Origin of the sequence: Chryseomicrobium sp. FSL W7-1435, assembly GCF_038595005.1 — a bacterium.
Classification (GTDB): Bacteria; Bacillota; Bacilli; order Bacillales_A; family Planococcaceae; genus Chryseomicrobium.
The window spans coordinates 445462-468519 of the sequence record NZ_CP151997.1; the positions used below are offsets into that span (position 1 = coordinate 445462).

A 23058-nucleotide genomic window follows, 5' to 3' on the forward strand; every position below is an offset into this window, starting at 1 on the left:
TTTCCTCCTCGTATATCATCTATTTTTGTGTTATGAATTATTTACCCCTGAGATTTTAAATAAAACCTCGTCATACCTGAAACGTAAAATAGGTTCAATCGTAGTATAAGGAAGGAGTAAGACAAAAGGAGGGTTTTTATGGAAGTGTTAAATGAAATTCCGTGGGGGCTGGTTGCCCCAATACTTGTTCTGCAATTTATCTTGATTGTTGTTGCTCTGGTTGATTTAGTGCGTATCGAGGCTACTAATGGACCGAAGTGGATATGGGCTCTCATTATTATTTTTATCAACTTAATTGGCCCAATTGTTTACTTCGTGATGGGGAGGAATTCACAATGAGTGGACATATTCACATTGAACACTTAACGAAACGGTTTGGTTCTGAAGTAGCGGTTGATGATGTCAGCTTCTCATTGGCTCCTTGCACTGCTACGGCTCTTATCGGACCGAATGGAGCTGGGAAGACGACTACCTTATCGATGTTAACTAAACTTCTTGAACCAACATCTGGCTCCATTTTAGTGGATGGCCAATCCAATCAAGATTTTCGTGAAAAGATGGGATTCCTCTCTCAATATCCGAAGTTCTACAGCTGGATGAATTCGTTAGAGTATTTGGAGATGGCTGCTAGGTTAAGTGGAGTACCTTCTAAGACTGCGCGTATCGAATCTGAGAAAGCTTTAGCATTTGTGGGACTTGGAGATGCGATGAAAAAGAAAATTGGAGGTTTCTCAGGAGGTATGCGTCAACGCCTAGGATTGGCACAAGCTATTGTACACAAACCAACTTTCTTATTTTTAGACGAACCTGTTTCAGCGCTTGACCCTATTGGTCGAAGAGAAATGTTGAATCTGATCAAAGAGCTTCAGCAGTCAACGACCATTTTGTATTCTACGCACATTTTAAACGATGCTCAGGAAATGACGGATCAATTGCTATTTATGCGTCAAGGAAAGCTGATTGAACAGGGCTCTTTAACAGCCATTCAGAAAAAATATGAAGAAGCGCATTATGAAGTTCACTTTACCTCAGTAGAAGATGCAGCGAGCTTTGTTGATGCCTCGCCATTACCCGCTCGTCAAGAGCAGCACATTGCTTACGTAGCTATTAATGAAGAGAAACCCGTTATGCAGGACGTATTGGCTCAACTTGTCCTGGAAAAAAGCGTGGTTACTAAAGTCGAGCGGTCACGTGCAAGTCTAGAAGAAATCTTCTTGAAGGTGGTGAATGGACGATGAATCAGTTTTCCGTTTTGGCTTTAAAAGAATGGAGAGAAGTTGTCCGTAGTTTTAAATGGCTTTGGATTCCTATTGTGTTTATTTTATTGGGTATCATGGAACCGATCATTACTTATTTTCTACCTCAAATTTTAGAGTCTGCAGGAAATATGCCAGACGGCGCCGTCTTTCAACTTCCTGAGATGACACCTGAACAAATCTTCTTATCTACTATTGGTCAGTATCAGTTTATTGGGATGCTTGTTGTAGCTTTTGCATTTTCGGGAATGGTTGCCAAGGAGAGAAAGAGTGGAACAGCCGCGTTTTTATATGTTCGTCCATTATCGTATACTTCTTACATACTTAGTAAATGGGCAGTCAGCAGTGCTGTTTTACTGGGGAGTTTCCTGCTTGGTGTTAGTGCCAGCGCGTATTACATTATGCTGTTATTTGGTGAATTTTCATTTACGAACTTTCTAGGACTCATTGGCGTCTATTCAGTATGGATTGTGTTGGCTATTAGCCTTACCCTTCTAATGAGTGCGCTATTCAATCCTGGGATAGCCACAGCAGCATCACTATTCTTAATTGTCTTCTTTCCAATGATTGACGGACTTATTTTTAGATATTGGCCCTATACACCTTGGAAACTGGCTAATTACTCCGCTATGATTATGGTGGAAGAAACGACCACTCATGACGTTTTATGGACAGTAGGTATTGCTGTACTTTTAATAACGCTATGCGTTACGCTATCCATACTTATCGCACGCAAACGCTCTGCAAATGTCACAATCTAGGTGGAGAACTTATGGGGCAACAACAAAAAGAACGCAATTCAGACCGCTTTATATCAGCATATAATCGTATTGATCAAGAAATGAAAGAACTGGCTGGTGCTAAGGAGCATTCTTCTTTTTTCCGCCTAATTGATATGGCGAAGAAAAAAAGTGCCGTTATTCGTCGTTATGAGGCAGATTTACGGGAATATGGTGACTTGCGTAATGCGATTATCCATCACCGGACTTCTACTGAATTTGTGATAGCAGAACCCCATGATGATGTGGTTGCGAAGATGGAGGAGATCGAACAGGCCTTGTTGCACCCGAATTCTGTAGGTGAAATTTTTCAGGGAGATGTTTTGACCTTTCAATTTGGAGATTCCCTTAGTCACGCGCTAAAGGTGATCCGCGAAAAGAAATTCAATCAATTTCCGGTCTACTTAGGGTCGGAGTTTAAAGGACTTGTTACACCAGTAGGAATCACAAGATTTTTGGCGAGTACGATTCAAGAGGAAGCAGTATCACTTCGTAAAACAACATTGAAAGATATTTTAGTTCACGAAAATCATCGAGACAATCATCGTTTTATCAGTGCAGCCACTTCTGCCTATGTGGCGGAAGAAATGTTTAAGAGCGAGCTAACCCATGGTCACCGACTTGAAGCGCTATTAGTTACAGAGGACGGTACGCCTGGTACTAAATTGCTCGGAATTGTTACACCAGTCGACATATTAAAGATCAATTAGCTATTTCCCGGGAAATAATTCTACAAGGAATGACATATGAAGAAATTACTGACGATTAGTGCGTTACTGACTCTTTTAGCAGCGGCCACTTACTACGGAAATACTACAATAGCTAGCACATCTCAAACTATTCAACTACAAGGACTTCCTCCAGAACTGGAGGGTCTGACGATTTCACATGTTTCAGACCTGCACGATGCTGAGTTTGGAGAAGGACAAGAAGAGTTGATCAAGACGGTCAAAGAGCAACAGCCAGATTTAATCTTTTTGACAGGAGATATTATTGATAGCAATCGCTATGATTTGGAGAAAAGTTTGAAGGCCGTGAGTGGTTTTGTTGAGATTGCTCCTGTTTATTATGTGACAGGCAACCATGAAATTGCCACAGGGCAAGAAAGTGAAATTAAATCCCGTCTTTCTCAGCTAGGCGTTCAAGCTCTATCGAATGAGCTTGTGACGGTAGCTATTGAAGGGCAATCCATTGAGTTACTGGGAATTGAGGATCCATTGACGGGAGCGTCTGTAGCGGATGTGTTGGCACTCCATCGACGCTCAGAGTTGCCAAGACTGACCTTATCCCACCGGCCTGAAGTGTTTGAAGACTACGTTTCTGCCGGGGAACAACTTGTATTCTCGGGCCATGCGCATGGAGGCCAATTTCGAATCCCTGGCATCGGAGGATTGATTGCCCCAGGCCAAGGGTTGTTCCCTACTTATACAGCTGGTATTCATGAAAAAGAGGCAACACAAATGATTGTCAGTCGAGGGCTTGGGAACAGTCTCTTTCCCTTCCGATTGTTTAATAGACCTGAAGTGATCAAAGTTACCATTACGCCATAAGTAAAGGCCGGTTCTTATTTGAACCAGCCTTTTTCTTGTGCGCGGGAAATCGCTTCTATTCGATTACTGACTTGCAACTTGTCTAAGATCACAGAAATATAATTGCGGACTGTCCCAGAAGACAGAAACAGAACAGCGGAAATTTCTTTAGAACTTTTACCTTCTGCCATAAGTTCCATGATTTGCAGTTCGCGAGCTGTCAGAGGGTTTGGGGCATCGAATGCTAGCTCCATTAGCTCAGGTGAGTACATTTTGCGGCCATTTAAAATGGAGCGGATGGCATACGCAAGCTCTTCGCTAGGACTATCTTTGATTAAGTAGCCATCGACATTAGCTTGTCGTGCTTTTTCAAAATAGCCAGAGCGAGCAAATGTTGTTAGAATCAAAACTTTGCAGGGATGTGCTTTCAATTTTTCGGCGAGCTCCAGGCCATTTAAATGGGGCATTTCAATATCCGTGATGCAGATGTCGGGTGAGAGGTCCTCTACAAGCTTGTAAGCCTCTTGACCATCACGGGCAAGACCTACAACTTCCATATCCTCCTCGAGATCTAGAAGTGATCCAAGAGCGCCTAAAAGCATACGCTGATCTTCTGCAAGTACAATTCGAATCATAAAGTAGTTACTCCTTTCTCTTCGGTGCTACATGGGGTACAGCAATCGTCAGGCGCGTTCCATGATGCTGTTCAATCGTTAACGACCCGTTTACAAATTCAATCCGCTCCCGCATACCTGCTAGACCGTTTCCTTCAATAAAATGGGATAATTCACTCCCGACACCGTCATCTTCAATTTGCAAGACAGTGAGCTGAGGAGAGCTATTCACATTTAATCGACAATAGCTTGCTTGACTATGTTTAACGACATTTGTGACAGATTCTTTCAACGCCATACTGAGAATCGATTCAATGAGCAGTGGCAAGTTTTCATGCATGCGACCGCCTTCACGAATGAATTGAATATCTGCAGCTTCTAATAATTGAGATGCAGCGTCCACTTCATCTTCAAAATGAACTGTTCGAATGGTGGAGACAAGTTCGCGGACTTCTTTTAGAGCCAAGCGCGCCGTCTGGTGAACTTCTTTCAATTCTAATTTAGCTCGCGCCGGATCTTTATCCATCAATTTTGAAGCAAGTTCACTTTTTAGTCCAATCAGGGAAAGCTTTTGGCCAAGCGTGTCATGTAAATCCCGAGCAATTCGTTGACGTTCTTCCATAACACTCATATGAGCGATTTGCTCATGCGCATGTTCCAATTCGCCTGTCAGATAGTCTTGACGGACTTTGTTAAAAGTCGCGAAAGGAAGGAGAACAATACCAATCAATGTGACAATTAGAAAGGGAAGATGGGAAATAAATAGCTCAAATTGAGTAAAGAAGCCGAACACTACACTGAGTGTCACGGTTAGTACGTGAATGCCATAAAGGACAAAGAACCGCGTCTTGTTTTCGATGAAGCCAATAAAGAACGCAAGGAAAATACTGAGATATACATAACCAAAGAGCACAGTCATGGCAACGGCTATGCCCATTTCGAGCAAGACGGCTATGTAAAACAACGACCCTTTTAAAAAGAAAGAGAATCGATACAATAAGAAAAACAAGCCAAGTAAACTGAGTCCAAGCACAATTTCTTCCCAGCCCGTAGAACGGAATAAAAAGAAGAAAGGCAGGACACAAAACACGATCCAGGCATACAGGCTAAGCCATGGGGACCGCGGGAAAAGCTGATACCATTTTGGCATGTGTCAAACCTCCCATAAAAAATAGCCTGGCCAGAGAATGGCCAGGCAAGCAATCTCTGTTCCCTCTAGTATAAGGTTTAGAGGAACAGAGGGAAAGGGTTACCCCTTTGCTTGTGTAGAAGCAGTGCGCATATATCGCTGCTTCCAATCTTTAAACGAGATGAATGTTTTTGCAGTTTCATCATACAGACGGAACTTCAGTGCAGTTAAGCTTGTCGCTAAAGTAATCGTTGTCGCTTGGTGAAGCGGTGGTGTACTTTCGTGCGCTTCTTCTAGCATATAATTCGGTACGCGTGGGCTTAAATGATGCACGTGGTGGTAGCCAATATTTCCTGTCAACCACTGCAATACTTTTGGAAGTTGGTAGTACGAGCTTCCATCAACAGCTGCTTTCACGTAATCCCATTCAGCTTCTTCTTCGAAATAAGAGTCTTCAAACTGATGTTGGACGTAGAACAACCAAATGCCGAGTACGCCAGCTACATAAACCGTTGTACCTTGGATGATGGCAAATTCTGTCCAGCCAAGTAAGAATCCAGCAAGTGTATAAAGGACAATTACAGAAAGAGTAATTAAGTGTGTGTTCCAACGCTCTTTAGGACGAGCATCCTTACGGTTAATACGACTAGACACTAGGAATAAGTAGATAGGACCAAGTCCAAACATCACAAGTGGATTGCGGTACAGACGGTATGCGATACGCTGACCTACTGATGCATTTGTGTATTCTTCCACTGTCATTACCCACATGTCACCTGTGCCTCGTTTGTCGAGGTTACTGCTTGTTGCATGGTGGATCGAGTGCTCACGTTTCCATTTTTCATAGGCAAACAATGTCAAGATACCTGTAATCGTTCCCATGATGTTGTTGGCTTTTTTGTTTTTAAAGAAAGAACCATGCGTACAATCATGGAAAATAATAAAAGTACGGACCATGAATCCAGCAGCAATAACAGCTAAACCGACACTCAGCCAAACTGAGACGTCAAAGGCCATATACGCCAATGCCCACACTAAGAATAAAGGCGGGATGGTGTTCAAGACTTGTGTAATACTCTTGCTCAAATGTGAATTTTCAAAGGGAGCAACTTGCTTACGTAGCTCGCGGATTCGTTGTTTGTCCATGTGAAGCCTCCTAGTCGTGATTTCATATACTTAGCATACGTAAATATAGGACCAGATAATAGAAACACATGTAAGCAAACCAACATGACAGTTGTCATAAAAAAAGCTCCCGCACAAGGCGAGAGCTATCCGGTCCTTACTTCGATTCTTCGATTAAACGGTTTGTTTCATCAAATTCACGTTCGATTTCCGGATTCGGTTTGTATGTCACAATACTAACGACAACAGTTACAATCAAGCTCAGGATGAAACCAGGAACGATTTCATACATAGCATCTTTCAAGACAGGAACGTTCGCCCAGATGATGACAACAATGGCACCAACCAGCATTCCTGCTAATGCGCCTTCAGACGTAAGTTTTCTCCAGTAAAGGGAAAGTAGGATGACTGGACCGAATGAAGCACCAAATCCTGCCCATGCAAACTCAACTAAACCGAGAATCGTTTCATTTTGTTCCCAAGCCAAAGCTCCAGCAACAATTGCCACTACAAGAACAGCGATACGTCCAAGTAAGACGTATGTTTTATCTTCTGCATCAGATTTCACGACTTTTTTGTATAAATCTTCAACTAAAGCTGAAGACGTTACAATCAATTGTGAAGAAATTGTGCTCATGATTGCCGCTAAAATTGCTGCTAGCATAAGACCAGCGATGAACGGATGGAAGACGGCTTGTCCAAGAACGATGAAAACTGTTTCAGCAGTTGTCTCTGTTAATGGTGTTTGTCCAGCTTGGCTGAAGTAAGCAACCCCAACTAGTGCTGTAGCAATCGCACCTAATAAGCTGAAAATCATCCATCCGATTCCAATGCGACGAGCAGATTTTGCTTCGCGCACCGATTTAATCGCCATAAAACGAACGATAATGTGAGGTTGTCCAAAATAACCAAGACCCCAAGCAGCAGTTGAGATAATCCCAAGTACTGTAGTGCCTGCAAACAAGCTGAAGTGATTTGGTTCTACAGCTCGAATCGCATCTACAGTTTCGCTAAATCCACCAAGTGCAATAACACCGATAGATGGCACTAAGATCAAAGCGATAAACATCATAAGACCTTGTAAAAAGTCTGTGTAACTTACAGCTAGGAATCCACCGAACAACGTGTATGCGACTACAACAGCCGATACGATCAGAAGTCCTGTGTGGTAATCAAGACCAAATGAACTGTCGAAGAATTTTCCACCAGCTACCATTCCCGACGATACATAGAACGTAAAGAATAGTAAAATGATGATACCTGACGCAATCCGAATAAGAGAAGATTTTCCTTTTAGACGGTTATCCAAGTAACTTGGGATGGTGATGGCGTTATTAGATACTTCTGTGTAAACTCGCAGGCGGGGGGCAACGTACACCCAGTTTAAATAAGCTCCGATTGTAAGTCCGATAGCAATCCAAGCACTAGTTAAGCCTGATAGGTAAATAGCTCCCGGTAGACCCATGAGCAACCAAGCTGACATATCTGCCGCGCCGGCACTTAGAGCTGTTACAGCTGGACCTAGATCACGTCCACCTAACATGTAATCATTTAAGTTTGTCGTTTTGCGGTAGGCATAGTAACCAATAGCAAGCATCGCGACCATGTAAATAATAATAGCAATAATCTGATAAGTTTCTGCTGACATGATAATAACCTCCTTTTCAAATTTCATAGTAACAAGTATATTGCATTCTGTATAGAGCATTTTGACTATTATATTCATATAGGAGACAACTCAGAAAAACTGAGCTGACAGAAGGAGACAACACATGAAAATTTTACATACCGCCGATTGGCATTTAGGTAAATGGCTACAGGGAATTTCATTGCTAGACGATCAACGCCACATGTTATGGGAGTTGCTTGCAACAATTGATGAAGAAAAGCCAGACGTTATCGTCATGGCAGGTGATATTTATGATCGTGCCATTCCTCCTGTAGAAGCCATCCAGCTCTTTGGGGAGTGGTTGCAGGAAGTGATTGAAGTGCGTCAAATTCCGTTTCTAGCAGTAACGGGAAATCATGATAGTCCAGGTCGCGTTCACTTCGGTTCCGCATTTATGAAATCGGCTGGGCTTCATCTTGTTGGAGACTGGGTGCCGAGAAAGCATACGGTCCGTCTTGAAGACGAAGCAGGCCCTGTCGACTTTCACCTCATTCCTTACATGGATCCCGCGCAAGTCAAATTCCGCTTGCAACAAGAGGAATCGATGAGTCACCAACAAGCAATGGAGCGTATTGTGGGCACATGCCTTCCATTAGATGAAAACGCACGTCATGTCTTTGTCGGTCATGCGTTTGTCACGCCTTACGGAGAGCCGGAAGACAATACCAGTGAAGCGGAGCGGCCACTCGCGATCGGTGGGGCCGAATATGTCTCTGCTCAGCTGTTCCACGACTTCCACTATACAGCGCTCGGCCATCTTCACCGTGCCCATCATTGCGGGACGGATCATGTGCGCTTTGCAGGAAGTCCCATGACGTATGCGATTTCAGAAGCAGGAACCGATAAAGGTGTGTTGCTGATTGAACTAGCGGCAGATGGGGCAGTGGATGTTACGTTTCGTGCACTAGAGCCCCGTAGAAAGATGCGTCGTATCGAAGGAAACTTACAGGATTTGCTGCGACAAGAGGTCAGTGAGGATTATGTCATCATTAAATTACTGGACGCGGGTCCAGTCCTTTCTCCCATGGAGCAACTGCGTACGGTTTACCCGAACACGCTTCATGTGGAACGGCAACTAGTGGCGATGGACGCCATGCCTTCTGTTGCGCTTTCTGAGCGAAAACAATTAAGTGAAAAAGCATTGTTTACGGCCTTTTTACAAGAACTAGCAAGTGAAGAACCCGATGAAGACACCGTGACCCTCTTCCAAGAAGCGTGGCACCATGCAGAACAGGAGAGTGACAACTGATGCGACCACTTCATTTAAAGATGACCGCTTTTGGTCCATACCGAGAGCAAGAGACTATTGAATTTTCTGAGCTAGGCGGGCATACATTGTTTGTAATTGCAGGTCCAACAGGTGCTGGGAAGACGAGCATTTTCGACGCGTTGTCTTTTGCATTGTTTGGTACAGGGAGTGGCGAAGATCGTCAAGATACGCGCATATTGCGCAGTGACTTTGCACCGGATGACCTACATACGGCTGTTGAGCTGACGTTTGAAGTACGTGGACGCACCATTCGCATCTTCCGCCAGATGGCCCATGTCAAGGTCGGTAACAAGACGGCGACGGGGGAGAAGTATGAGCTTGTTGAATTGACAGAAGAAGGTGAAATCCCTCTTGTAGAGCGCTATACGATTCGTGAAATCAACGCAAGGTTAATGGAACTTGTCGGGATGACCGCCGATCAATTTCATCAAATCGTCATGCTGCCACAAGGAGAGTTCCGCAAGTTTTTAACGTCGTCCACCGATCAAAAAGAAGTAATTTTACGGAAACTCTTCCGGACAGAACGCTTTCAAAAAATGACGGAATACTTGCGAGAGAAGCGGCAACAGCTTGTGGACGTCTCTGCGCAGCACCGCGCTGTTCAAGGAACGCTTGTCAGTCAAGCGGCGGGACTATTCCCAAATGAACCTGTGTTTTTGCAGCAAGAAATGAACTTATATCAAATCGACACGGCGTTGCAAAAAGGAATCGATGAGCTAACTGCCGATCATGTGACTTCGAAAGAGCAGGAAGACCGTGCATGGGAACTGTTTCAACTCGAACAAAAAAAGCTCCAACAACTGGAATGGTTGGCTGCAAAACAAGCAAGATTGCAGGAGCTGTTAAAGAAACAGGAGACGCTAACAAACCAACAACCGCTCATGGAAAAAGTAAAAGTACGCATAGAGGCAGCTGTTCGCGCAGGTACCATCACGCACATTCATACAACGAAGCAAAAAACGGCTAAAGAATTGTCCAAAAAACGTACGCATGTCGAAAACCTTCATAATAAGCTTGTAGACACAACGGCAACCTTCACAAAGCTCGAAGCGACCTATCAGCAACTAAAAGACCAAGAACCTGCACGTCAAAACTTGCGCCAAGAAATCGAGCGTTTAAACGAACGGATTGGGCGGCTTGAAAAACTGGAACACCTTATCCGACAAGAGCAACAACTCGCCGCCACCGTTTCGAAAACACAAGCGGATTATCAAAAGCTCCAACAGACTGTTGAGCAAAAAGGGCAGCGAATACAGTATTTGCTAGATCAGTACCAACAGTTGCATGCCGAGAGCAATGCACTGCCGGATGTGAAAGCAGCTTATCAGTCCCTCGGTGACCAGATTCGATTAGTCGATCGGTACAACGAGCAGGTTATCGAACGAAAAGCCATACAGGAAAAGCTAGAACTTGCGACCACAGGAAAAGAGCAAGCAGCACGTGACTGGCAAGCCTTTCAAGCGGAGCAAGCCAACCAACTTGCGCTCCAGCTTGTCGGACACCTTCATGATGGCAAAGCCTGCCCTGTATGTGGCGCTACAGAACATCCAGATCCGGCTCGGCCAACAACTTCTTCTGGATTCGGTGATGGTCGCGTCCTCGAGCAAAAGCTAGAACAAGCAAAAGGACAAGCACTGCGCTTTACATTAGAGATGGAACGGCTCGACCAGGAGCTAAAGAATTTTCAAGAAAACCATCCTCAACTTGCTGACAGTCGACAGAGTCTAGTACAGGAGCAGGAACAAAAAGCGCAACAAATTCAAGTACTCGAGACCAAGCGGCAACAAGCAGACGCCTGCGTCAAAGAAGGCAAACCGCTTCGTCAAGAAGTGGATGAGCTGAAGAAACTTCTTCCCGAGCAAGAGCAACAACTGGCAGTGATCATGCAACAGTGGCAGCAGTTACAAGGACACCTGGTGGCTCTGAAAGATTCTCAAAACGGAGCAGACCTTGAGGAGACGAAACGCCTATCTACTTCAAAAACTGCTGAACTGAATTCACAACTGCTACACTGGCAACAAACTGAGCGCGCCTACGGGGAAGTTCGCGATACCTATCAATCCCTTACGCAACAGGTGAACTGGGAGACAGAGCAACTCAAGCGCGTTGAAACAGACTATACGCAACTCGCAACAGACTGGGAACAAGCCCTTGCAGAGCAACAATTCCAAACAGAAGACGACTACCGACAGGCAGTGCTTCCGACTGAAGATGTCAAACGCTATCGACAGGAACTTCGGGACTACGAGCAACAAGTGCAACAAGTCACAACGGAACGTCAGCTGTTGGAAGAAGAGCTTAAAGGTTACACGGAGGAAGAATCGCTTGAAGCTCAGAAAGTTTTAGTGAGCCAAGTCAAAGCGCAGTGGGAAACACATAAACAAATGACGCAACAATTAGCGAGCAAGCTACAAACTGCCGATCGTCTCGTCGAGCAGTTCGTTGAGTTGAAAGATAAAGTCGGGGATACAGAGAAGAAACTTGCGACGACCACGGCCTTATACGATGCACTTCGCGGTCAAAACGCAAAGAAACTTTCATTTGAGCGGTATATGTTGGTTGCGTATCTGGAGCAGATTACAGAAGCGGCCAATCAACGTTTAGAGTCGCTTTCCGGCGGCCAATTCCGCTTAGTGCGTAGTGACCGACAAGAAAGCCACGGCAAGCAGAGTGGTCTACAGCTCGATGTTTATGATGGATATACCGGCCAGTTCCGTGATGTGAAGAGCTTGTCCGGCGGTGAAAAGTTCCATGCCTCACTCAGCCTCGCACTTGGTATGGCAGATGTCATGCAAGAGATGAACGGTGGTATTCAAATTGATACAATGTTCATTGATGAAGGGTTTGGCTCACTGGATGAAGAATCGCTTCAAAAGGCGATTGATGCACTGGTTCAATTACAGCGTACAGGTCGCTTGATTGGTGTCATTTCCCACGTCAAAGAATTACAAGCGGCTATTCCAGCCAAATTGAAAGTACACAAGTCTGCGAGCGGGACTAGTTCTACTCGCTTTGAGATAAGCTAGGGGGAAAATGATGCGTATCATTGTCGATGCAGACGGCTGTCCGGTCGTCTCTGAAGTCATTGCTAGTGGGCAAAAACAACAGATTTCCGTGTTGCTGATTTGCGATACGGCACATGTCATGGAACGAGAAGGTGCGGACACGATTACAGTCTCAAAAGGTGCCGACGCTGTTGATTTTGTCTTGGTGAACCATATGGACAAAGGGGACGTCATCATAACGCAAGATTATGGATTGGCCGCAATGGCTCTGGCTCGAGGCGGGTATGTCATGGATCAAAATGGCCATGAGTATACGAATGACAACATTTTAGGAATGCTCGAAAGGAGACACCTGGCCAAGAAAATCCGCCAAGCAGGTGGTCGAATGAAAGGTCCTAAGAAACGCTCCAAAGAAGCAAACCAGCAATTTCAACAAAAGTTTGAACAATTGCTAATTCGCCTGCAAAATAGTGAATTCATCTAGAAATTTTGATGAACCTTTGGTATACTATTTTGATGAATAAAACTAAAGGTGGAACAAGCTATCATGAAAGACTATCGCGTATTACTTTACTATAAATATGTCGCACTGGAAGACCCGGAAACATTTGCTGCAGAGCATTTGGCAGCCTGCAAAGAACTCGGTTTAAAAGGCCGTATCCTTGTATCGCATGAAGGAATCAATGGTACCTGCTCAGGAACCATTGAGCAAACAGATGCTTACATGGAAATGATGAACAACGATGAACGTTTCCGTGACATCATGTGGAAAATGGACGATGCAGAAGAGCATGCTTTCAAAAAAATGCATGTTCGTGCAAAAAATGAAATTGTCCATCTGGGACTTGAAGAGGACATCAATCCAAACGAACTAACAGGTACGTATCTGTCACCTAAAGAGTTCTTTGAGCAAATGCAACAAGAAGACACAATCGTGTTAGATGCACGAAACGATTATGAATATGATCTTGGGCATTTCCGCGGTTCAATTCGACCAGACATTCGTAATTTCCGTGACTTGCCGCAATGGATTCATGACAACAAAGAGCAATTAGAAGGTAAAAAGATTTTAACGTATTGCACAGGCGGTATTCGTTGTGAGAAGTTTTCAGGTTGGTTGAAGCGTGAAGGCTTTGAGGACGTAGGTCAATTGCATGGTGGTATCCACACGTATGGCACGGACCCAGAAGTACAAGGCCAATTGTGGGATGGGCAAATGTATGTATTTGATAACCGCATTGCCGTTCCGATCAATCGTGTTGAACACGTAATTGTTGGTAAGGACCATTTTGATGGCACACCGTGTGAGCGCTATGTCAATTGTGCAAACCCAGAGTGTAATGACAAAATCTTAAGTTCTGAAGAAAACGAACACAAGTATATGCGCTCGTGTTCTCATGAGTGTCGGACGCATCCACGTAATCGCTATGTGGTCGAACACAACATGACACCAGAACAAGTAGAAGAGCGATTAGCTGCTTTAGAAACGGCTGACGTTAACTAATTTTGCTAAATCTACTCTCCTCTTTTGAGGGGAGTTTTTATTTAACCTAAAATATGACAAATTGTCAGAAAAGTAGGTTATTATACACAAGTGTTTGATATTTTGCAAATGCGGATATACTAAGAGTACAAACCGGGACAAGGTCCACCGAACAAAAGGACTTAACAGGAGTGAGGGACATGGAGAAAATGGGATTTTTCATCCAAAACTTTATCGAAGTGTTAATGGATCAAGCAGCTATAGTTGCGCCAGATGGCACCATATTATATACCAATCCCGAATGGGATCTTTATCATTTAAATCAAGTGGAGACAGCTCCTCTATTTACGGGAGAAAATATCTTCACATTGCGTACATCTTCGCAAGTCGAACAATTGTCAGAAGGGCTAGTCGACTTGAAACAGCGCACTACAGATGAAGTGAAAATCAAATTGGATTCAGCTCATCAACTGGTTGCGCGTCGTTGTTTACTAGACTTTGACAAGGAAGGATTTATACTATTCAACCGTGAACTTACATCATACGTCAATTGAACAAAGGTAACTCTTTCTCATTTCATTCAAAATGTAGAGGGAGTTATTTTTAATTTGGCCTAATACAACACAGAGGATAGAAAGAGACGTATAATAGGGCGAAAGGAGGGGAGAACATGGAACAGGCATTACTCGATTCATTCCAAGAAAATATCGCCTTAATTCACCCAGATGGAGTTATTTATGCAACAAATGCGGCGTGGAAGAAATTCGCAGTAGATAACGGAGCTTCCAGCAGTTATTTAGACATCGGCCGAAACTATCTGAAACTCCTACTAGACACGGGTTCATTTGACGAAGCGGCGGGCATTCAAGCTGTTCTTGATCAGTCATTGCCTAGTTACGAATCTAGTTATGCCTGTCCCGCTCCCCACGAAGAATGTTGGTATTTGATGCGCGTCACCCCACTCGTAGAAGAGGGCCGTGTGCGGGCAGCGATTATTTCACATCGCAACATTACAAATGAAGAGCAACAACGACGAGAAGTATTTGATGTCCTTGAAAGTATGACAGATGCTTTTTATGCATTAGATGAAGACTGGCGCTTTGTTTATTTAAATCAAGAGGCCTCTCGGTTGTTGCGTAAATCTAAACAACAGGTAATAAATGAAGTCGTGTGGGAAGTGTTCCCCGAAGCCGTAAAAACCGATATGTATACCACGTATCTGGAAGTGGCACGTTCAAAGCAGACACAGATTTTGGAACAATACTATCCCCCATTAGAAATTTGGTTTGAGATCCATGTCTATCCGCGAAGCAGCGGAGGAGTGTCTGTCTATTTCAAAGACATTACGGACAAAAAGCACAAGGAAGTAGAGTTATGGGAAACTGCCCACTATGACCAGTTGACGAAACTGCCTAATCGTTTTTATCTCTATCAAGATTTACAAGCTAAGCTTGAACAAAATCAACCGACAGCTATCTTCTTTTTAGATCTAAATGGGTTCAAACTAATCAACGATGTATACGGGCATGATAAGGGAGATGAGCTGTTACGTGAAGTGGCGAGTCGCTTACAGGTTCATTTACCCGAAGCTTTTTTCATCAGCCGTTTCGGTGGAGACGAATTTGTTATCACCACCGCATTTACCACTGAACAAAAGCTAGAACTAGATGTTGTTCAAATCGCCTCTATATTCAATGACACCTATTTATTGACAGGAGTAAATCGTTTTCATGTAACAGCCGCAATAGGAATTTCCGTTTTCCCACGTGACTGCAAGCTCGTGGACGAATTGTTGACGAAGAGTGATATGGCCATGTACGAAGCAAAGAAAGGGAAGCATACCAAATGGGTCTATTATTCAGGCTCTATGGCTGAAAGCTGGAATCGCCGGCTACGTCTAGAGAAAGATCTAGTAGAGGCTTTACATACAAAGACACTGCTTCCTTATTTTCAACCAGAAATTGATACAGTTGTGAATCAAGTCGTGAGTTTGGAAATGTTGGCACGCTGGAACCATCCTGTTCTAGGCCCTATTTCACCTCAAGAGTTCATACCAATAGCAGAAGAGTCTGGTCAACTTCAACTGCTTACAGAAAGCTTGGTTGAACAAGCTATTGATTATTTACACCATTGGCAGCACCATTTTGACTATAAAGGATTGTTGTCGATCAATGTGACGTCTCAACTGATTTCGGAAGATTCCTTTTGTGATTTTTTACTTCGCATTAAAAAAGAACAAGACATCCCCAATGGTGTTCTAGAGTTGGAACTAACAGAGAACGTTCAGTTGTTTGAGTCCCCGTTCATTCAACAGCAGCTTCGTTTGCTTCAAGATAACGGTTTCCGTATAGCGATTGACGATTTTGGTAGTGGCTATTCTAATTTCTCGTATATTAGTGAATTCCCTATTGATAAGATAAAAATCGATAAGTCGTTCACGGATTATATTGGGCAATCGAAAAAAGGAGAGGCTGTGCTGGATTCCCTGGTTATGCTGAGTTTACGATTAGGAATCGATTTAGTGGCCGAGGGTGTTGAAACGGAGGCGCAAGTCCGGTACTTGCAACTGCGCGAGTGCATGTGGATGCAGGGGTATTATTTTGCAAAGCCGTTACCTGCTGAAGAGGCATCGCTGTACTTGGAGACTTTGTATATAAAAAAATAAACCAGCACAGACAAATTGTCCAGTGCTGGTTTTTTGCGTTCTAGAATGGCGTTCTCCGCATCTTAACGCAATCGAGTTACGCCTCCTAGAAATCCCTGTGAAATACCGACGCGTCCCATGAAGCCAAGAGCGCTTCACGGGCCACGCCGGTATTTTCCAAAATTTCTGGACAGTCGGCTTCACATCTTATGCGTTAATACGAACTTCTTTCATTTTGTCCCCATTGGACATGTTACGCGCAGCGTCAACGCCAGACGTTAGTTTACCGAATACCGTGTGAATGCCATCCAAATGTGGTTGTGGTTCGTGCACGATGAAGAATTGGCTTGAGCCAGTGTCACGACCTGCATGAGCCATTGAAAGTGTTCCTGCCTCATGCTTGTGTGGGTTTCCAGCAGTTTCACATTTAATCGTTTTGCCGCTTCCGCCCATACCTGTACCAGTTGGGTCGCCACCTTGAGAAACAAAACCTGGAATAACGCGGTGGAAAATAACACCGTCGTAGAATCCTGAGTTAGCTAGTTGCTCGAAGTTTGCTACTGTGTTGGGTGCTTCATTTGGAAATAGTTCAAATTCTAGCTTGTCGCCAGACTCCATTAAAAAGTAACCTGTTTTAGTCATTGTAAAGTCCTCCATTTCAAATTATCATCAGTACTAGTATACCACGGATGGTGGGCGATACAAAAATGAGACATGGGGGATGACGATGACTAGAGACCAGCAAATTCTAGAATGGTACCAACATTTTCACACAAATGCAGAAATCAGTTGGAAAGAAATTAAGACGACGAATAAACTTGCACAAATCATGGAGGACCTAGGGATCCACTACAGAACGTTCGAAGATGTGACAGGATTGGTCGCTGAAATTGGGGACGGGGAAGAGGTAGTGGCTCTACGTGCCGATATCGATGCTCTTTGGCAGGAGGTGAATGGTAGCTATCAAGCCAATCATTCGTGCGGACATGACGCTAACATGGCTATGGTACTCGGGGCATTGCTGGAATTAAAAGAAGAAAAGTTTAACAAGACGCTTCGTTTTATTTTCCAGCCAGCTGAAGAAAAAGGCAATGGAGCAAATGCCATGATCGACAGAGGGGTAGTCGATGGAGTGACACATTTATTTGGTGTGCACCTGCGACCTGCCGAAGAACTAAAGTACGCTAAATTCTCATCAGCCATTCATCACGGCGCAGCGATGTTCCTGCAAGGAAAGATTGTTGGAGTAGATGCTCATGGTGCTCGTCCTCACCAAGGAAAAAATAGCATTGATGTGCTAGTGGCGATTCATCAAATGTTGAAAACGGTCTATTATTCCCCATTTGAATCTCATTCTGTGAAAATGACGAATATGCACGCAGGTGGTGACAGCCTTAATATCATTCCTGGCCAAGCTACATTTGCCATAGACGCACGGGCACAGAAAAATCATGTGCTAGAAGAGATGAAGGAGCAGCTTGAACGCAAACTCCGGGCGATCGGCCAACTGTTTGATGTCACCATCGAATGGGAGTGGCAAGACATAACGCCAGGAGCAGAGGTATCAACAGAGGCGGCTGAGTTAGCGCGTCAAGGAATTGCAGACGTCATTGATGAAGCCGATCTTGAACCAGAAATTCATACGTCTGGCAGCGATGATTTTCATGTGTATACCATTCGTCGACCTGATGTGAAGGCAGCTATGATCGGTGTAGGAGCTAACATGACTCATGGTTTGCATCATCCGGAGATGGCATTTGATACAACAATTTTACCTCAAGCCGCCAAGGTACTGGCTAGTGTTATGCGCCATGCAGCAAATTCACATAAATAACTAGACATCTATTCCCGAATTGCCATCTCCTAAAAATTATTGACAAAATTCTGTCACACTCGTATGATTACTCCATTAGCGACATATAAACGACAAAGGGGTGTACATATGGAAAGACCAAAAGTGGAGAAAAAAGAGATGGCATTGGGATGGGCTGTTTTGCCGCTAATCCTTATGATCATTGTGATGTTTTACACAATCGTGGCGTTAGAGCAGGGTCCACACATCCCGCTTATTATTGGAACTTCCATTGCGGCATTAGTGGCTTGGAAACATGGATTTAAATGGGATGAAATCGAAGAAATGATGTATAAAGGTATTCGTCTTGCGCTCCCGGCTGTTGTCATCATTATTTTGGTAGGGCTTACAATTGGGGCTTGGATCGGAAGTGGCGTTGTTGCTACGATGATTTACTTTGGATTGAAGATCATCTCACCTGCGTTATTTCTTGTGACGATTACAGTGATCTGTGCGGTTGTTGCACTCGCTATCGGCAGTTCTTGGTCAACGATGGGAACAATTGGTGTTGCAGGAATGGGAATTGGTTTGAGTATGGGCATTCCGGCACCAATGATTGCAGGTGCGGTTATTTCTGGAGCCTACTTCGGAGATAAGATGTCCCCTTTATCGGATACGACCAATTTGGCGTCTGGATTAACAGGAACAGATTTGTTTGTACATATTCGTCATATGTTGTTTACGACAATACCTGGTATTATCATTGCGCTAGCTGTTTATTGGGTGCTTGGTCAAAACTATGCAGCAGGTGCTATTGATCAGCAGGCAATAAACCAAACAATTATTGAGTTAAATCAACAGTTTGATATTTCGGCATGGTTATTACTTATTCCACTTGCTGTCATTGTTCTGGTAGCTTTCAAAGTACCTGCCATTCCCGCACTGATTGTCGGGATATTACTTGGAGTACTGGCTCAGATTTTTGTCCAAGGTGGTACGCTAGCTGAAGCCGTTTCCGCATTGCAGGCAGGCTATGCCATTGATAGTGGAAATGCATTAGTCGATGACTTGTTCAATCGTGGTGGTCTGGATTCTATGATGTATACCGTCTCAATGACAATTGTCGCGATGACATTTGGAGGAATCCTCGAGTATTCTGGGATGCTTCAGTCGATGATGAATCATATTTTGCGACTTGCTAAGACGGCAGGTTCTCTCGTAGCGACAACTATAGTGGCAGCTGTCACAACGAACGCTACTTGTTCAGAGCAATACATCTCCATAGTGGTACCAGCGCGAATGTTTGCTGACAGCTATGAAAAGATGGGGCTTGATTCACGCAACTTGTCACGTGCATTAGAAGATGGGGGTACACTGACTTCTGTATTCTTCCCATGGAACACATGTGGCGTTTTCATATTAGGAACACTAGGTGTTGGAGCGTTTGAGTATGCACCTTATGCAGTTTTAAACTTTGTTGTACCTATCCTGTCAATTATCTATGCATTTACAGGTTTTACAATCGTTAAAATTCGTCAGCAAGCAGCAGTTCAAAGCGTTTAAGAGGCTGGGATGAAAGTGAAATCAGTATTTTTTCTTGATTAAACTCCAGAGAAAATACTGATTTCTTTTTGCCCAATTTGTTTTGTCAGCGTTTCAGATAGTCGGGAAGTGTAAATGTATAAATCGTGCGAGGACGACCTTGCTGGTACGTCATTTCTTCACCAGAAGCAGTGACAAGTCCGTGGTCCACACATTTTTTTATGATTCGCTCAGTCGAACGGCGGGTGACATTCAAGTGATTTTCGAGATCCTGCGCGGTAAACTGATTGGACGGGTGGATCGCGTGAAAACGTAGCAAACGAGAGAGGTTCGCCGGACTGAGACCCATACGTTTGGCCAACTGAACTTGATTCGGTTCCGTAAGTTGCAGGGTGATCCGCTCAGATGAAATGGGACTTGAGAGATTCTTCTGGGCGTCCATTAGAAAAATGCCGCCTTTATTGCTGTAATCTAGCGCATCTTCAGCATGGCGAGTGGCTGTCAAAATATCCAGGCCGTAACCGATGCCGGTGCGAGCGTCTGACGCTTCAAGAAACTCTCGAAATTCAGATAAGCCAATGACATACTCAATGTGTTTTCGGGTGGTGATGAATTGCGCCGTCTCTGAATCATGTGCAAACCAAGGGCTCTGCAAATATTGGCGTACGGTTGAATAAAAAGATTCGTTAGCTCCATCGTGGCGCACAAGTACTACAGCGGGTTCTGCTTTTTGGCTTTTTGAAAGTCGGGCCAAGTGAGTCGTTTGGGCAAGAGCTCGTGCTAATGTACGCGTCAGTTCCCACATATAAAGGGAAGCGTAACCGGCACGTGTCAGTTCTTCGTGAACGGCATGAAGGCTCGTGATGGCCACTTTTGCTCGGCCGCTTTGTTGCGCATATACATGAAACTGTACAACTGAGGATAGGGACATCTCAGGATCGATTTTTAACACTGCACCAAAATTCTTTTCAGGAGAAATTTCGCTTACAATTTCATGTGCTAGAACAGGATCAGTAAGATCGATTGAAATTTTATCGGGCGAGACCTGATAGGTCCAACTGGCTTGTAGCAATGTGGCGGTGACCACTGCTTCATCCTGTTTCATCACATAGACCGGTAGCTTACGTTCTTCTAAAGCGGCTTTCCCGTGATAATAAGGAAAAGTTCCCGCAAAAAATACGGCATCGACCTCTGGTAGGGATTGCACGATCTCCCTTGCTTCAGTGGGTCGTTTGTACGTATAATAATAGAAATGAGCGTCAGAAAATTCTGAAGCTATGGTTTTAATGCGGGGGGCAAACAGTTCAGAACTGATAACTGCAATTGTAAATCCCATTGTTACACCTCTTTCTACCTGTATAACGACTATTTAACGACAACTATAAACAACCCACTTCACTTTGTAAAGGATGAGATGAAATGAAAATAACACAAGTTGATGTATACGCCATTCGCCTACCCCTGATTACTCCATTTATTGTTAGTTATCATAGCTACCCTGACATGCCATCCATTATTGTAAAGCTTACGACCGACGAAGGCATCGTTGGTTACGGAGAAGCTGTAGCTGACGACCATGTGACTGGTGAGTCATGGGAAAGTACTTTTGCCCTTATCCAACACTCATTGGGTCCGGCAGTGATTGGCCATAACCCGATGCATATGGAGGCACTTCATGACAAGATGGATGCGATCGTCTACCAAGCGCCAGCTGCAAAAGCGGCCATAGATATTGCCTGTTATGATGCAGTCGGGAAAAAACTTGGGGTCCCCGTATACGACTTGCTAGGCGGACGTTTCCATGAACGCTTTCCCATCACCCATGTATTGAGTATTGGAGAGCCAGAACAAATGGCTGAAGAAGCCCGTGAACGAGTAGAGCAAGGGTATGAATCATTTAAAATGAAGGTGGGGCGCGATGTCTTAAGTGATGTTGCTCGCATCCGTGCCGTCAGAGAGGCAGTAGGTCCCAACTTGGCTATTCGTGTAGATGTAAACCAAGGATGGGGCAACGCGGCAACTACTTTACAAGCCATCGAATTGATGAAAGGTCTGAACATCGATTGGTTGGAGCAACCTGTAAAGGCAGACGACTTAGATGGAATGGTTGAGATAAAAGCAAAATCAATGATTCCTCTCATGGTTGACGAGGGGTTGAAATACAAACGAGAGATGCGAGAAATCATTCAAAAAGGCGCTGCCCACAAAGCCAATATCAAACTAATGAAGTGCGGGGGGATTTATCCTGCTACTAAGCTCGCACACATGGCAGAAATGGCAGGCATTGATTGTCAGATCGGATCGATGGTGGAATCTTCTGTAGGTTCGGCCGCTGGTTTTCATGTGGCATTTGCTAAAAAAATATTCTCAAGTGTCGAATTGACAGGGCCTTTGAAATTCTCAAAAGATATCGGTAACCTGCACTATGACGTTCCCTTTATTGCACTGAATGATCAGGCGGGCTTGGGCGTCGATGTAGACGAAACTGTCCTAGCGGAACTAACTGTTCGCCATGAAACCTTAAAAGAGGGGTTAAGTCTATGAATTCAACTGTTCTGATTAAGGGTGAGCAGTTCCCGATGCAGCTTTTGAATGAGCACGATGTCCGAGCAATTATCCAGTTGCAAGATCGAGTGGCGGAAGCGCTGCAAACCAAAGAACATTTACAGAAGCTAACCGTGCAAGAGATTGAAGAGATTATTGTTCAGCGGTTATTTGCAGGCGTATTTGCCGGAGAGATGCTTATCGCTGCACGTGCTTTTTTACTCCCAGAGTTAGATGATCAGCACTTAGCCAAGGATGTGGGGATTACGGAGGAAGAGTGGAGTTCTGTCATCTACTCTGAGATATCGCTTGTTGACCCACAATTTCAAGGGAATGGGCTTCAGAAGCAAATGGGCATTTGGTGGATGGAGCATCTCCAAAATTCTCGGTACCGCTATGTCTGTGCAACAGTTGCACCTTTTAATATTGCTAGCTTAAAAGACAAGTTTCAATTAGGAATGACCATTGGAGCTTTGAAAGAAAAATACACAGGAAAACTGCGGTATGTCTTTGTGAAAGATCTTCACACAAACCAGCACTATGGCGAAAAAATCGTAGTCGCCATGGACGATCGAGACCGGCAGCAACAACTTCTGCAGTCAGGTTACAGAGGGATTGCTATAAATCTTACGGACACTGGCTGGACCGTCGACTATTCCCACTATTCAATTTCATAA

Annotated in this window: 21 protein-coding genes; 15 read left to right on the forward strand and 6 right to left on the reverse strand. The window is 44.2% G+C overall.

Going from position 1 to position 23058, the window contains the following annotated elements; all coding sequences use genetic code 11:
- The first annotated feature begins 138 nt into the window (after window positions 1-138).
- From MKY84_RS02485 to MKY84_RS02505, 5 genes are read left to right on the forward strand one after another with little or no spacing between them, the layout of a single operon-like run.
- On the forward strand, window positions 139-339 hold the full coding sequence (locus MKY84_RS02485) for a PLD nuclease N-terminal domain-containing protein (RefSeq protein ID WP_342527517.1): 201 nt from the start codon (window positions 139-141) through the stop codon (window positions 337-339).
- A complete protein-coding gene (locus tag MKY84_RS02490; RefSeq protein ID WP_342527518.1) occupies window positions 336-1238 on the forward strand; it encodes an ABC transporter ATP-binding protein in 903 nt (300 codons plus the stop codon). The genes MKY84_RS02485 and MKY84_RS02490 overlap by 4 nt, the downstream gene beginning before the upstream one ends.
- Complete coding sequence (locus MKY84_RS02495) at window positions 1235-2017, forward strand: ABC transporter permease subunit (protein WP_342527519.1); 783 nt, start codon at window positions 1235-1237, stop codon at window positions 2015-2017. The genes MKY84_RS02490 and MKY84_RS02495 overlap by 4 nt, the downstream gene beginning before the upstream one ends.
- 11 nt (window positions 2018-2028) lie before the next feature.
- A complete protein-coding gene (locus MKY84_RS02500) occupies window positions 2029-2745 on the forward strand; it encodes a CBS domain-containing protein (protein ID WP_342527521.1) in 717 nt (238 codons plus the stop codon).
- Between the two features lie 36 nt (window positions 2746-2781).
- A complete protein-coding gene (locus MKY84_RS02505; protein WP_342527523.1) occupies window positions 2782-3585 on the forward strand; it encodes a metallophosphoesterase in 804 nt (267 codons plus the stop codon).
- A gap of 14 nt (window positions 3586-3599) precedes the next feature.
- On the opposite strand, the gene MKY84_RS02510 is transcribed toward MKY84_RS02505, so the two are convergent.
- The 4 genes from MKY84_RS02510 to putP all read right to left on the reverse strand — a co-directional run bounded on the left by MKY84_RS02510 (window position 3600) and on the right by putP (window position 8080).
- Entirely contained in the window at window positions 3600-4199 is a 600-nt protein-coding gene (locus MKY84_RS02510) for a response regulator transcription factor (RefSeq protein ID WP_342527525.1), read from the reverse strand.
- Between the two features lie 7 nt (window positions 4200-4206).
- Window positions 4207-5328: a sensor histidine kinase gene (locus MKY84_RS02515; RefSeq protein WP_342527526.1), complete on the reverse strand. Its 1122-nt coding sequence runs from the start codon at window positions 5326-5328 to the stop codon at window positions 4207-4209.
- A gap of 99 nt (window positions 5329-5427) precedes the next feature.
- Window positions 5428-6453 carry a fatty acid desaturase gene (locus MKY84_RS02520; RefSeq protein ID WP_342527528.1) on the reverse strand — a complete coding sequence of 342 codons (1026 nt, stop codon included), beginning with the start codon at window positions 6451-6453 and terminating at the stop codon, window positions 5428-5430.
- A 136-nt stretch (window positions 6454-6589) separates the two neighbouring features.
- A complete protein-coding gene (putP, locus tag MKY84_RS02525) occupies window positions 6590-8080 on the reverse strand; it encodes a sodium/proline symporter PutP (RefSeq protein WP_342527530.1) in 1491 nt (496 codons plus the stop codon).
- 124 nt (window positions 8081-8204) lie between these two features.
- Between putP and MKY84_RS02530 the strand changes: the two genes are divergently transcribed.
- From MKY84_RS02530 to MKY84_RS02555, 6 genes are all read left to right on the forward strand, one after another.
- Entirely contained in the window at window positions 8205-9350 is a 1146-nt protein-coding gene (locus tag MKY84_RS02530) for an exonuclease SbcCD subunit D (RefSeq protein ID WP_342527531.1), read from the forward strand.
- Complete coding sequence (locus MKY84_RS02535; protein ID WP_342527533.1) at window positions 9350-12397, forward strand: SMC family ATPase; 3048 nt, start codon at window positions 9350-9352, stop codon at window positions 12395-12397. The genes MKY84_RS02530 and MKY84_RS02535 overlap by 1 nt, the downstream gene beginning before the upstream one ends.
- A gap of 7 nt (window positions 12398-12404) precedes the next feature.
- The gene (locus MKY84_RS02540; protein WP_342527534.1) at window positions 12405-12860 is read left to right on the forward strand and encodes a YaiI/YqxD family protein; all 456 of its coding nucleotides are present in this window, start codon (window positions 12405-12407) and stop codon (window positions 12858-12860) included.
- 63 nt (window positions 12861-12923) lie between these two features.
- Window positions 12924-13880 carry a rhodanese-related sulfurtransferase gene (locus MKY84_RS02545; RefSeq protein WP_342527536.1) on the forward strand — a complete coding sequence of 319 codons (957 nt, stop codon included), beginning with the start codon at window positions 12924-12926 and terminating at the stop codon, window positions 13878-13880.
- Between the two features lie 179 nt (window positions 13881-14059).
- Window positions 14060-14413, forward strand: coding sequence for a hypothetical protein (locus MKY84_RS02550; protein ID WP_342527538.1), 354 nt, complete (start codon window positions 14060-14062; stop codon window positions 14411-14413).
- A 116-nt stretch (window positions 14414-14529) separates the two neighbouring features.
- Window positions 14530-16524: an EAL domain-containing protein gene (locus MKY84_RS02555; RefSeq protein ID WP_342527540.1), complete on the forward strand. Its 1995-nt coding sequence runs from the start codon at window positions 14530-14532 to the stop codon at window positions 16522-16524.
- A gap of 186 nt (window positions 16525-16710) precedes the next feature.
- Here the strand turns inward: MKY84_RS02555 and MKY84_RS02560 are convergent, their stop codons facing one another.
- Window positions 16711-17145: a peptidylprolyl isomerase gene (locus tag MKY84_RS02560; RefSeq protein WP_342527542.1), complete on the reverse strand. Its 435-nt coding sequence runs from the start codon at window positions 17143-17145 to the stop codon at window positions 16711-16713.
- Window positions 17146-17230: 85 nt separating this feature from the next.
- Here MKY84_RS02560 and MKY84_RS02565 point away from each other — a divergent pair, with 85 nt between their 5' ends.
- Together MKY84_RS02565 and nhaC are read left to right on the forward strand one after the other, a co-directional pair.
- Window positions 17231-18337 (forward strand): amidohydrolase, encoded by a 1107-nt coding sequence (locus tag MKY84_RS02565; RefSeq protein WP_342528843.1) that lies wholly within the window; start codon window positions 17231-17233, stop codon window positions 18335-18337.
- Window positions 18338-18445: 108 nt separating this feature from the next.
- Window positions 18446-19858: a Na+/H+ antiporter NhaC gene (gene nhaC / locus MKY84_RS02570; protein WP_342527544.1), complete on the forward strand. Its 1413-nt coding sequence runs from the start codon at window positions 18446-18448 to the stop codon at window positions 19856-19858.
- 85 nt (window positions 19859-19943) lie between these two features.
- On the opposite strand, the gene MKY84_RS02575 is transcribed toward nhaC, so the two are convergent.
- Window positions 19944-21173, reverse strand: coding sequence for a hypothetical protein (locus MKY84_RS02575; protein WP_342527546.1), 1230 nt, complete (start codon window positions 21171-21173; stop codon window positions 19944-19946).
- 83 nt (window positions 21174-21256) lie between these two features.
- Between MKY84_RS02575 and MKY84_RS02580 the strand changes: the two genes are divergently transcribed.
- The gene (locus MKY84_RS02580) at window positions 21257-22381 is read left to right on the forward strand and encodes a dipeptide epimerase (RefSeq protein ID WP_342527548.1); all 1125 of its coding nucleotides are present in this window, start codon (window positions 21257-21259) and stop codon (window positions 22379-22381) included.
- Window positions 22378-23058: a hypothetical protein gene (locus tag MKY84_RS02585; RefSeq protein ID WP_342527549.1), complete on the forward strand. Its 681-nt coding sequence runs from the start codon at window positions 22378-22380 to the stop codon at window positions 23056-23058. Before MKY84_RS02580 ends, MKY84_RS02585 begins: the two co-directional genes overlap by 4 nt.

What these genes read in the sequence shown, in the direction of transcription:
- MKY84_RS02585 (WP_342527549.1), top strand. Translation starts at nt 22,378, where the DNA reads ATGAATTCAACTGTTCTGATTAAGGGTGAGCAGTTCCCGATGCAGCTT.
- MKY84_RS02575 (WP_342527546.1), bottom strand. Translation starts at nt 21,173, where the DNA reads ATGGGATTTACAATTGCAGTTATCAGTTCTGAACTGTTTGCCCCCCGC.
- MKY84_RS02490 (WP_342527518.1), top strand. Translation starts at nt 336, where the DNA reads ATGAGTGGACATATTCACATTGAACACTTAACGAAACGGTTTGGTTCT.
- nhaC (WP_342527544.1), top strand. Translation starts at nt 18,446, where the DNA reads ATGGAAAGACCAAAAGTGGAGAAAAAAGAGATGGCATTGGGATGGGCT.
- MKY84_RS02510 (WP_342527525.1), bottom strand. Translation starts at nt 4,199, where the DNA reads ATGATTCGAATTGTACTTGCAGAAGATCAGCGTATGCTTTTAGGCGCT.
- MKY84_RS02540 (WP_342527534.1), top strand. Translation starts at nt 12,405, where the DNA reads ATGATGCGTATCATTGTCGATGCAGACGGCTGTCCGGTCGTCTCTGAA.
- MKY84_RS02485 (WP_342527517.1), top strand. Translation starts at nt 139, where the DNA reads ATGGAAGTGTTAAATGAAATTCCGTGGGGGCTGGTTGCCCCAATACTT.
- MKY84_RS02495 (WP_342527519.1), top strand. Translation starts at nt 1,235, where the DNA reads ATGAATCAGTTTTCCGTTTTGGCTTTAAAAGAATGGAGAGAAGTTGTC.
- MKY84_RS02550 (WP_342527538.1), top strand. Translation starts at nt 14,060, where the DNA reads ATGGAGAAAATGGGATTTTTCATCCAAAACTTTATCGAAGTGTTAATG.
- MKY84_RS02520 (WP_342527528.1), bottom strand. Translation starts at nt 6,453, where the DNA reads ATGGACAAACAACGAATCCGCGAGCTACGTAAGCAAGTTGCTCCCTTT.
- MKY84_RS02505 (WP_342527523.1), top strand. Translation starts at nt 2,782, where the DNA reads ATGAAGAAATTACTGACGATTAGTGCGTTACTGACTCTTTTAGCAGCG.
- MKY84_RS02515 (WP_342527526.1), bottom strand. Translation starts at nt 5,328, where the DNA reads ATGCCAAAATGGTATCAGCTTTTCCCGCGGTCCCCATGGCTTAGCCTG.
- MKY84_RS02530 (WP_342527531.1), top strand. Translation starts at nt 8,205, where the DNA reads ATGAAAATTTTACATACCGCCGATTGGCATTTAGGTAAATGGCTACAG.
- MKY84_RS02565 (WP_342528843.1), top strand. Translation starts at nt 17,231, where the DNA reads ATGACTAGAGACCAGCAAATTCTAGAATGGTACCAACATTTTCACACA.
- MKY84_RS02500 (WP_342527521.1), top strand. Translation starts at nt 2,029, where the DNA reads ATGGGGCAACAACAAAAAGAACGCAATTCAGACCGCTTTATATCAGCA.
- MKY84_RS02560 (WP_342527542.1), bottom strand. Translation starts at nt 17,145, where the DNA reads ATGACTAAAACAGGTTACTTTTTAATGGAGTCTGGCGACAAGCTAGAA.
- MKY84_RS02545 (WP_342527536.1), top strand. Translation starts at nt 12,924, where the DNA reads ATGAAAGACTATCGCGTATTACTTTACTATAAATATGTCGCACTGGAA.
- MKY84_RS02555 (WP_342527540.1), top strand. Translation starts at nt 14,530, where the DNA reads ATGGAACAGGCATTACTCGATTCATTCCAAGAAAATATCGCCTTAATT.
- putP (WP_342527530.1), bottom strand. Translation starts at nt 8,080, where the DNA reads ATGTCAGCAGAAACTTATCAGATTATTGCTATTATTATTTACATGGTC.
- MKY84_RS02535 (WP_342527533.1), top strand. Translation starts at nt 9,350, where the DNA reads ATGCGACCACTTCATTTAAAGATGACCGCTTTTGGTCCATACCGAGAG.
- MKY84_RS02580 (WP_342527548.1), top strand. Translation starts at nt 21,257, where the DNA reads ATGAAAATAACACAAGTTGATGTATACGCCATTCGCCTACCCCTGATT.